We start from the raw sequence: 10,073 nt of genomic DNA on the forward strand, positions 1-10,073 counted from the left end.
GCCGCCTGTGGCCTCACGCCGACATCACACACCATGCACTTCGCGTGCAGGGAATAAGCCGCCAGCCGCCAGCGATCAGCCGCCAGTGGGTGCGGACCCGCGCCGCCTGTGGCCTCACGCCGACATCGCACACCATGCACTTCGCGTGCAGGGAATAAGCCGCCAGCCGCCAGCGATCAGCCGCCAGTGGGTGCGGACCTGTGCCGCCTGTGGTCTCACGCCGACATCACACACCATGCACTTCACGTGCTTCGCGGCTTTGCGGTTCAATCCGCTGGTCGCTGGTCGCTGGTCGCTGGTCGCTGGTCGCTGGTCGCTGGTCGCTGGTCGCTGGCGGCCGGTTCCACCGTCCATGGCCGCTATGCTATTTTGACTCCCCATTTTTGTAGGCCCAGCAGGACGGACATGTCACTGGATCGTTCCGACGTCGAAAAGATCGCGCACCTCGCGCGCCTGGCGATCAGCCCGGATCAGACCGAGCGCTATGCCGCCGAACTCTCCAATATTCTCGATCTCGTGGCCCAGATGGACTCGGTGAACACCGACGACGTCGAGCCGATGGCGCACCCGCTGCACATGGCCCAACGGCTGCGGCCCGATCAGGCCACCGAGCCGGACCGCCGCGCCGAGTACCAAGCCGGCGCGCCGCTGAGCGAGGGCGGGCTCTATCTGGTTCCGAAGGTCATCGAATAATGCAGAACAAGTCGATCGCAGAGCTGGCCGCCGATCTGCGGCTGCGCAAATACTCCAGCACCGAGCTGACCCGTCACTATCTCGATCGCATCGCGCGGCTCGATCCCCAGCTCAACAGCTTCATCACCGTCGATGCCGAGGCCGCGCTCGCCGCCGCCGCGCGCGCCGACGAGGCGCTCGCCCGTGACCAGGCCGGCCCGCTCACCGGCATCCCGATCGCGCACAAGGACATCTTCTGCACCAAGGGGGTGCGCACCAGCTGCGCCTCGCGCATGCTCGACAACTTCGTCGCTCCCTATGACGCGACCGTGGTCGAGCGTCTGGGTGGCGCCGGCGCGGTGATGCTCGGCAAGACCAACATGGACGAGTTCGCCATGGGCTCGAGCAACGAGACCAGCTACTACGGCCCCGTCGCCAACCCCTGGGACACCTCGCGGGTGCCGGGCGGCTCCTCCGGCGGCTCGGCCGCGGCGGTGGCCGCGCGTCTGTGCGCGGCGGCCACCGGCACCGATACCGGCGGCTCGATCCGTCAGCCGGCGGCGCTGTGCGGCATCACCGGCATCAAGCCGACCTACGGGCGCTGCTCGCGCTGGGGGATGATCGCCTTCGCTTCCTCGCTCGACCAGGCCGGGGTGATGGCGCGCTCGGCCGCCGACGCCGCCTTCCTGCTCGACGAGATGGCCGGTTTCGACGAGCGCGACTCGACCAGCGCCGACGTGCCGGTGCCGGACTATGTCGACGCCCTCGACAACGACATCAGCGGTCTGCGTATCGGCCTACCCAAGGAGTTCTTCGGCGAGGGGCTCGACCCGCGTGTCGGCGCCGCGGTCGAGGCGGCGATCCGCGAATACGAGAAGCTCGGTGCCGAGATCCGCGAGATCAGCCTGCCCAACAGCCCGCTGTCGGTGCCGGTCTACTACGTGGTGGCGCCCGCGGAGTGCTCGTCGAACCTCGCCCGTTTCGACGGGGTGCGTTACGGACACCGCTGCGCCGATCCCGCCGACCTCGAGGATCTCTACACCCGCAGCCGTGCCGAGGGCTTCGGCGCCGAGGTGCAGCGCCGGGTGATGATCGGCACCTATGTGCTCTCGGCCGGCTATTACGACGCCTACTACCTCAAGGCGCAGAAGATCCGTCAGCTCATCGCCGACGACTTCAAGCGCGCCTTCGAGGAGGTCGACGTGATCATGGGACCGACCACCCCGAGCACCGCCTTCGCCCTCGGCGACAAGATGGACGATCCGGTGGCGATGTATCTCAACGACATCTACACCATCGCCACCAACCTCGCCGGGCTGCCGGGGATGTCGATCCCGGTCGAGCCGGTCGCGGGCATGCCGGTCGGGCTGCAGCTCATCGGCAACTACTTCGACGAGGCGCGGCTGCTCAATGTCGCGCACCGCTACCAGCACCTCACCCACTGGCACCAGGCCGCGCCCGCGGGCTTCGACTGAGTGCCTCCGGGCCGGGCGGCCTGCCCGGCCCGATGTGCGCCGCTCCCGCTCCCGCGGGCGGCGGCGCCCTACCCTTGTTGCAGCGTGCCGGCCTTGCCCGAGACCGGGCGCGGCAGCGCCTCGACGGTCTCCTCGATCCACTGCTCGACCGCGGCATTGATCTCGGCGGCCTTGCGTCCCTGGGTCTCCATCAGCGGGCCGATCACCAGGTCGATGGTGCCGGCGCGCTTGTGCAGGCTGCGTCGCCCCCAGAACTCGCCGGCGTTGTGCGCCACCGGGATCACCGGTCGACCGCTGCGCTCGGCCAGCAGCGCACCGCCGATGGCATAGGGCTGACGTGCGCCGGCGGCCACTCGGGTGCCCTCGGGGAAGACCACCACCCAGCGCCCGGCCTTGAGCAGCGCCAGCCCCTCGCGCAGCAGCTGTGCGACCGCACGGCGTCCGGCCGAGCGGTCGATGGCGATCGGCTGGAAGCGCTTGAGCGCCCAGCCGAAGAAGGGGATACGCATCAGCTCACGCTTGAGCACCCAGGTCTGTTCCAGCGGCAGGATGGCGCGCAGCGCGATGGTCTCCCAGGTCGATTGATGCTTGGCGAGCACGATGGTCGCCTCCTTGGGCAGGTGCTCGAGCCCCTGGATGCGATAGCGCAGTCCGCAGATCCAGCCGAGCGCGCGCAGGTTGAGCCGTGCCCAACCCCGCGCCAGCCAGGCCCCGACCTGCCTGGGGGTGACGAGGATCAGCGAGGCGTACAGCACGATGGTGATGTACATGAAGGATTGATAGAGGAGCGAGCGGATCAGGGTCATGGGCGTGTGTCGGATGCGAGCAGGGCGTCGGTCGCCGCGCTGAGGTCGGGGAAGATCGGGACGCCGGCCAGAGGGTCGGGCCCCGGATGGTCGGCGCAGGCCGCCAGGGTGCGCTCGCCCTTGCCGGTGCGCACCAGCCAGGGCGCGGCGCCGACGGCGCGCGCGGCCTCCAGATCGCGCAGCGAGTCGCCGATCACCGGCACCCCGCGGAGATCGGCGCCGAGACGTCGGGCGATCTGCTCGAGCAGTCCGGGCAGCGGTTTGCGACAGTCGCAGCCGTGGTCCGGGCCGTGGGGGCAGAAGGCGATCATCTCGACACGGGCGCCATGATCGGCGAGTTGCTCGCGCAACCGTTGGTGGATGGCGTCGAGGGTACTCGGGTCGAACAGCCCGCGGGCGATGCCGGACTGGTTGGTGGCGATGGCCAGCCGCCAGCCGGCATGGTGGAGCCGGGCCATCGCCTCGAGGCTGCCGGGGATCGGCCGCCACTCCTCGACCGACTTGATATAGGCGTCGGAGTCGTGGTTGACGACCCCGTCGCGGTCGAGGATGACCAGCCGTTCGGTCATGCCGGGTCGGGCGCTCAGTGCTGCAGCCGCGAGATGTCGGCGACCTGCATGAACAGCGCGCCGAGCGACTGCAGCAGACGGATGCGGTTGGCGCGCACCGCCGGGTCCTCGGCCATCACCATCACCTGATCGAAGAAGGCATCGACGTCGCCGCCGAGTTCGGCCAGGGTGGCGAGCACGCGGCCATAGTCACGGCTGGCGACCAGTGGCGCGACCGTCTCGCCGAGCGCGGCGACACGCTCGGCGAGACGCTGCTCGGCCGCATCCTCGAGCAACCCGGTGTCGATCGCCCCGGCCGCGCCGACGGCCGCGGCGTTCTTCGCCAGGATGTTGTGGATGCGCTTGTTGGCCGCGGCCAGCGAGGCGGCCTGGGGCAGTTCGCGGAAGGCCGCGACCGCGGCGATGCGGCGGTCGAGCTCCCAGGGGTTGGCGCCGCCGGCGCCGAGCACCGCCTCGACGATGTCGGCGCCGACGCCCTGCTCCTCGTAGTAGCCGCGCAGCCGCTCGAGCATGTAGTCGCGGACCTCGCCGACCACCTCGGCGCCGAGCAGCCCCTCGGGGTAGCCGGCGGCGGCCTGCTCCAGCAGCGCCTCCAGATCGAGGTCGAGCGGGGTCTCGATGAGGATGCGCAGCACCGCGATCGAGGCCCGTCGCAGCGCGTAGGGGTCCTTGGTGCCGGTCGGGCGCAGCCCGATGCCGAAGATGCCGACCAGGGTGTCGAGCCGGTCGGCGAGCGCCAGGGCGCGGCCGCACAGCCCTTCGGGCAGGGCGTCGCCGGCGAAGCGCGGCAGGTACTGCTGCTCGATGGCGGCGCTGACGCAGGGGTCCTCGCCGGCGCGCTCGGCATAGTAGCGGCCCATGGTGCCCTGCAGGCTGGTGAACTCGTAGACCATGCTGGTGACCAGGTCGCACTTGGCCAACCGCGCGGCACGCTCGATCAGTGCCGGGTCGCCGCCGAGCGGCGCGGCCAGGGAGCGCCCGAGCCGCGCCACGCGCGCGCTCTTCTCGGCCAGGGTGCCGAGCTTGTCCTGGAACACCACCCGTTCGAGCTTGCCGGCGAAGGCCTCGAGCGGCTGCTTGAGGTCCTGCTCCCAGAAAAAGGCGGCGTCGGCGAAGCGCGGCCGGATCACCCGCTCGTTACCGGCACGCACCTTCTCGGGGGTGCGGCTGACGACGTTGGCGACGGTGATGAAGCAGGCCTGCAGACGACCCTCGGCGTCTTCCACCGGGAAGTACTTCTGGTTGCTCTGCATGGTCTCGATCAGCACCTCCGGGGGGATCTCCAGGAAGCGCTCCTCGAAACGACCGAGCACCGGCTGCGGCCACTCGACCAGGGCGCAGACCTCGTCGAGCAGCTCGGGATCGATGCGCGCGCGCAACCCCTCGGCCTCGGCCAGGGCGGTGACGCCGGCGCGCACCTGCTCGCGGCGCTGGGCGAAGTCGGGCTCGACCCGGCCGGTGGTGCGCAGCTGCTCGGCATAGTCGTCGGCGCGCGCGAGGGCGATCGGCTCGGGGTGATGGAAGCGGTGACCGCGGGTGCTGGTGCCGGCCTCGATGCCGAGCACCCGGCCGGCGACCGGCTGCTCACCGAGCAGCAGGCAGACCCAGTGCACCGGGCGCACGAACTCGGCCTCGCCCGCACCCCAGCGCATCCGCCGCGGGATCGGCAGGGTGGCGAGCGCGGCCTCGACGATCTCGGGGATCAGCTCGGCGGTGGCGCGACCGGCGAGGGTCGAGTGATAGACCAGCCAGGTGCCCTTGGGCGTCTCCTCGCGCTCCAGCGCCTCGACCTCGACGCCGCAGGAGCGGGCGAAGCCCTGTGCGGCCTTGGTCGGCGCGCCGCTGTCGTCGAAGGCGGCCCGGAGCGCCGGGCCGCGGCGCACCTGCTGCTGGTCGGGCTGGCGGGTGGCGATGCCGCGCACCAGCATCGCCAGGCGGCGCGGTGCGGCGAAGGGTTCGATGGTGGTGAAGTCGATGCTGCGCTCGCGCAGCTCGCGCGCCACGCCCTCGACGAAGGCCTGCGACAGGCGCGGCAGCGCCAGCGGGGGGAGTTCCTCGGTGCCGATCTCGATCAGCAGATCAGTGGATGCGTCCAATGTTCTCTCCCTCACTGTGCCAGCATCGGGAAGCCAAGCGCCTCCCGGCTCTCGTAATAGGTCTTGGCGACCGCCCGCGACAGCGTGCGCACCCGCAGGATGAAGCGCTGGCGCTCGGTCACCGAGATCGCCCCGCGGGCGTCGAGCAGGTTGAAGGTGTGCGAGGCCTTGAGCATCTGCTCGTAGGCCGGCAGCGGCAGTCCGCGCTCGATGAGTTGGGTGCTGACCCGCTCGCAGGTGTCGAACTGCGCGAACAGCGCGTCGGTGTCGGCGATCTCGAAGTTGTAGGTCGACTGCTCGACCTCGTTCTGGTGGAAGACGTCGCCATAGGTGACGATGCCCGCCGGGGTGCGGCTCCACACCAGGTCGTAGACGCTCTCGACGCCCTGCAGGTACATGGCGATGCGCTCGAGCCCGTAGGTGATCTCGCCGGTGACCGGGCGGCAGTCGAGTCCACCGACCTGTTGGAAGTAGGTGAACTGGGTCACCTCCATGCCGTTGAGCCAGACCTCCCAGCCGAGTCCCCAGGCGCCGAGCGTGGGCGATTCCCAGTTGTCCTCGACGAAGCGGATGTCGTGCTCCAGCGGGTCGATGCCGAGTCGGCGCAGCGAGTCGAGATAGAGTTCCTGGATGTTCTCCGGCGAGGGCTTGAGCGCGACCTGGAACTGGTAGTAGTGCTGCAGCCGGTTGGGGTTCTCGCCATAGCGCCCGTCGGTGGGGCGACGCGAGGGCTGCACATAGGCGCTGCGCCACGGCTCGGGACCGATCGAGCGGAGGAAGGTGGAGGGGTGGAAGGTGCCCGCGCCCACTTCCATGTCATAGGGTTGGACGACGACGCACCCGAGATCGGCCCAGTAGCGTTCGAGCGCGAAGATCAGGCCCTGGAAGGTCGAGAGGTCCTCGGATTGGAGAGTCAAGGCGGGCTCCTTGGGATCGGGGCGGTTGACGTAAACGCGCAATTATATCGGTTCGGGTCGCTGGCGCGCCAATGGGGTTGGTCGGGGGCAGCGACCAGCCATCAGCCGCCAGCCGCCAGCCATCGGTGGCTAGCCGTTAGCTGCTAGGGGCAAGAGCGTGGCCTCCCCGGTGACTCGAACCTGTCCTCCCTGCTGAAGGCCGTGGGTTGGACGCTGGTCTGATCGGCCAACCTTGAGTCATGAACGCCATCCCTTCCCGCTGGCGGCTGTCAGCTGGCCGCTGGAAGCTGATGCGACCTGCCGCTGTCGCTTATACTGGAGCGCCGTCGGCCCGGACCCGGTCGGCGCAACCTGCGGAAGCCCCTAGTCGTGACCCTCGATCAACACAGCGCCGATGCCCGTCGCGAGGCCGTGACCCGGACCGCCGTGGTCGGGGCCGTGCTCAATCTGGTGCTGGCGGCGATCAAGATCGTCGCTGGTTGGCTCGGTCATTCGCAGGCGCTGGTCGCCGACGGGCTGCACTCGCTCTCCGACCTGCTCTCCGACGTCCTGGTGCTGATCGCCGGGCGCCAGGCCCATCAGGGACCGGACCAGGAGCATCCCTATGGGCATGCGCGCTACGAGACGGTTGCCACCCTCGCGCTCGGTTTCCTGCTGCTGGCGGTGGCCATCGGCATCGGCTGGGACGCGGTCGAGCGATTGTTCAGCCCCGAGGAGCTGCTGCGCCCCGACCTCATCGCGCTCGGCGCCACCCTGGCCTCGATCCTGGTGAAGGAATGGCTCTACTGGTGGACCCTGGCCCATGCCAAGCGGGTGCGCTCCGACCTGCTGCGTGCCAACGCCTGGCACCATCGCTCCGATTCGGTCTCCTCGGTGGTGGTGCTGGTGGGGATCGCCGGCACCATGGCCGGGCTGCCCTATCTCGACGCCATCGCCGCGGTGATGGTGGCGCTGATGATCGCCAAGATCGCCTGGGAACTCGGTTGGGAGGCGGCCAGCGAGCTGGTCGATACCGGTCTGCAGGGCGAGCGGCTCGAGGCGGTCAAGCAGACCATCCACTCGGTCGGCGGGGTGCGCGATATCCATATGCTGCGCACCCGCCGTCTCGGAGGGCAGGCGTCGGTCGACGTGCATGTGCTGGTCGATCCCTACGTCAGTGTCTCCGAAGGTCACATGATCAGCGTCCTGGTCGAGCGCCGGCTCAAGCGCGAGATCGACGAGATCGCCGATGTCACCGTGCACATCGACCCCGAGGACGACGAGCACCTCTCCGCCTGCTACCTGCTGCCGCTGCGTGCCGAGGCACTGGCGCGCCTGGCCTCGGCCTGGTCGGCGATCCCCGAGGCCAACGAGCGCCAGCGGGTGTTGCTGCACTATCTCGACGGTGCCATCGACATCGAGGTGTACTTCCCGTTCGCCGCCTGTCTGCGCCAGGGAGCCGATGCCGAGCGATTGCGGACGCGCCTGGCCGAGGCGCTCGCCGATGACCCGGTGTTCCGTGGGGTGCGAATCTTCTTTGGCGACTGATTTGCACCTTTTTGGTGCATAAAGTCGCTCGATGTTCTTTTTTAGTGCAGTCCGCGCCCGGTGTCGCGCCGCGATTGGGTGCGCCGGCCCCCCGCTGTCCGCCCATCCTTGGCGGTGCTGTCGTCACCATGGTGCGTGATTTCACAACCCTCTCATCGCCAAGGTCTTGTTTGTACGTCTCATCGTCTCATCGCGTGTTCGTTGCGATCGGGGCGCGGGGCTGGCGTCAGCGGGGTGCGCAAGATTCTGGCTTGCTCGTTGCATGACTGATTGGCATCGGACGGCGTGGATCATCCCGTCGTCCGGCGGAACGGTCGCGATGGAGGTCCTTGTCGTGGACCCGAGCCCGGGACATCAACCGGGTCAGCCAGAATTCTGCATCGCCTGCCGGCCCGGACGGCAGGTCGTGCGGCACGATCGATGACCTGTTAGGCTGCTGCGCCGGATGGTGCGAGCGCTGATACGCCAGCGCAAGCCTTGTGCATTGCTCGGCCGACAACGCCTTATCCGTATCTAGAACACAGCACTCAGCATTGGAGACGTTCGAATGACCACTGATGTCATGAAGATGATGAAAGACAACGAAGTGACCTTCGTGGATCTGCGCTTCACCGATACCCGCGGCAAGGAGCAGCACGTCTCCATGCCGACGAGCATGATCGACGAGGATGCCTTCAAGGAAGGCAAGATGTTCGACGGCTCCTCGATCGCGGGCTGGAAGGGCATCGAGGCCTCGGACATGGTGCTGATGCCCGACCCCACGACCGCGGTGATGGATCCTTTCTCCGAGGAGAGCACCCTCATCATCCGTTGTGACATCCTCGAGCCCGACACCATGATCGGCTACGAGCGTGATCCGCGTTCGGTGGCCAAGCGCGCCGAGGCCTATCTGAAGTCCACCGGCATCGCCGACACCGCCTTCTTCGGTCCCGAGCCCGAGTTCTTCGTGCTCGACGACGTGCGCTGGGGCGCGGACATGAGCGGCGCCTTCTACAAGATCGACTCCGAGGAGGCCGGCTGGAACTCCGAGCGGGTGTTCGGCGACGGCAACATGGGTCACCGTCCGAAGGTCAAGGGCGGCTACTTCCCGGTGCCCCCGGTCGACTCGCTCAACGATCTGCGTGCGGCCATGTGTCTGACCCTCGAGGAGATGGGCGTCGGCGTCGAGGTGCACCACCACGAGGTCGCCACCGCCGGCCAGTGTGAGATCGGCACCAAGTTCGACACCCTGGTCAAGCGTGCCGACGCCAACCAGATCCTCAAGTACGTGGTGCACAACGTCGCCCACGCCTACGGCAAGACCGCGACCTTCATGCCCAAGCCGCTGGTCGGCGACAACGGCAGCGGCATGCACGTGCACCAGTCGCTCGCCAAGGACGGTCAGAACCTGTTCGCCGGCGACAAGTACGGCGGCCTGTCCGACATGGCCCTCTACTACATCGGCGGCATCATCAAGCACGCGCGTGCGCTCAACGCCCTGACCAACGCCTCGACCAACTCCTACAAGCGTCTGGTCCCGGGCTTCGAGGCGCCGGTGATGCTCGCCTACTCGGCGCGCAACCGCTCGGCCTCGATCCGCATCCCGCACTGCGCCAGCCCCAAGGGTCGTCGCATCGAGGTGCGCTTCCCCGATCCCACCGGCAACCCCTATCTCGCCTTCTCGGCGATGATGCTCGCCGGTCTCGACGGCATCATGAACAAGATCCACCCCGGCGATGCCATGGACAAGGATCTCTACGACCTGCCGCGTGAAGAGGCCAAGGCCATCCCGACCGTCGCCTCCTCGCTGGAGATGGCGCTCGACAACCTCGACCGTGACCGTGAGTTCCTCACCGTCGGCGGCGTGTTCACCGATGACCTGATCGACAGCTACATCAACCTCAAGATGGACGAGGTCACCCGCATGCGGATGACGACCCACCCGGTCGAGTTCGACATGTACTACAGCCTCTGATCGGCTGTCGCGACCGCGCGGGTCCCGCGCGGTCGCAACCTCGGCGCAGGGATAGAT

Annotated in this window: 8 protein-coding genes; 4 read left to right on the forward strand and 4 right to left on the reverse strand. The window is 68.4% G+C overall.

The features are described from left to right. The first annotated feature begins 405 nt into the window (after window positions 1-405). Window positions 406-693 (forward strand): Asp-tRNA(Asn)/Glu-tRNA(Gln) amidotransferase subunit GatC, encoded by a 288-nt coding sequence (gatC, locus tag EBL85_RS03675; protein ID WP_005222284.1) that lies wholly within the window; start codon window positions 406-408, stop codon window positions 691-693. After that, window positions 693-2,147 carry an Asp-tRNA(Asn)/Glu-tRNA(Gln) amidotransferase subunit GatA gene (gene gatA / locus EBL85_RS03680; RefSeq protein ID WP_123139079.1) on the forward strand — a complete coding sequence of 485 codons (1,455 nt, stop codon included), beginning with the start codon at window positions 693-695 and terminating at the stop codon, window positions 2,145-2,147. Before gatC ends, gatA begins: the two co-directional genes overlap by 1 nt. Window positions 2,148-2,215: 68 nt before the next feature. On the opposite strand, the gene EBL85_RS03685 is transcribed toward gatA, so the two are convergent. The 4 genes from EBL85_RS03685 to glyQ are packed head-to-tail and all read right to left on the reverse strand — an operon-like array spanning window position 2,216 to window position 6,535. Then, window positions 2,216-2,953, reverse strand: coding sequence for a 1-acyl-sn-glycerol-3-phosphate acyltransferase (locus EBL85_RS03685; protein WP_123142198.1), 738 nt, complete (start codon window positions 2,951-2,953; stop codon window positions 2,216-2,218). Continuing rightward, on the reverse strand, window positions 2,950-3,522 hold the full coding sequence (gene gmhB / locus EBL85_RS03690) for a D-glycero-beta-D-manno-heptose 1,7-bisphosphate 7-phosphatase (protein WP_123139077.1): 573 nt from the start codon (window positions 3,520-3,522) through the stop codon (window positions 2,950-2,952). Before gmhB ends, EBL85_RS03685 begins: the two co-directional genes overlap by 4 nt. Window positions 3,523-3,536: 14 nt before the next feature. Beyond that, the gene (glyS, locus tag EBL85_RS03695) at window positions 3,537-5,618 is read right to left on the reverse strand and encodes a glycine--tRNA ligase subunit beta (protein ID WP_123142199.1); all 2,082 of its coding nucleotides are present in this window, start codon (window positions 5,616-5,618) and stop codon (window positions 3,537-3,539) included. Window positions 5,619-5,629: 11 nt separating this feature from the next. Further along, complete coding sequence (gene glyQ / locus EBL85_RS03700; protein ID WP_123139075.1) at window positions 5,630-6,535, reverse strand: glycine--tRNA ligase subunit alpha; 906 nt, start codon at window positions 6,533-6,535, stop codon at window positions 5,630-5,632. 369 nt (window positions 6,536-6,904) lie between these two features. Here glyQ and EBL85_RS03705 point away from each other — a divergent pair, with 369 nt between their 5' ends. Then, entirely contained in the window at window positions 6,905-8,062 is a 1,158-nt protein-coding gene (locus EBL85_RS03705; protein WP_123139074.1) for a cation diffusion facilitator family transporter, read from the forward strand. Between the two features lie 547 nt (window positions 8,063-8,609). Next, on the forward strand, window positions 8,610-10,016 hold the full coding sequence (gene glnA / locus EBL85_RS03710) for a glutamate--ammonia ligase (RefSeq protein ID WP_062272656.1): 1,407 nt from the start codon (window positions 8,610-8,612) through the stop codon (window positions 10,014-10,016). Window positions 10,017-10,073 lie beyond the last annotated feature (57 nt).

It is taken from the genome of Marichromatium sp. AB32 (assembly GCF_003718675.1).
In the GTDB taxonomy this organism is placed as follows: domain Bacteria; phylum Pseudomonadota; class Gammaproteobacteria; order Chromatiales; family Chromatiaceae; genus Marichromatium; species Marichromatium gracile.

Bases quoted from the DNA above. Each gene is read 5' to 3' on its own strand.
- glnA (WP_062272656.1), top strand. From the start codon at position 8,610: ATGACCACTGATGTCATGAAGATGATGAAAGACAACGAAGTGACCTTC.
- gatC (WP_005222284.1), top strand. From the start codon at position 406: ATGTCACTGGATCGTTCCGACGTCGAAAAGATCGCGCACCTCGCGCGC.
- gatA (WP_123139079.1), top strand. From the start codon at position 693: ATGCAGAACAAGTCGATCGCAGAGCTGGCCGCCGATCTGCGGCTGCGC.
- gmhB (WP_123139077.1), bottom strand. From the start codon at position 3,522: ATGACCGAACGGCTGGTCATCCTCGACCGCGACGGGGTCGTCAACCAC.
- EBL85_RS03685 (WP_123142198.1), bottom strand. From the start codon at position 2,953: ATGACCCTGATCCGCTCGCTCCTCTATCAATCCTTCATGTACATCACC.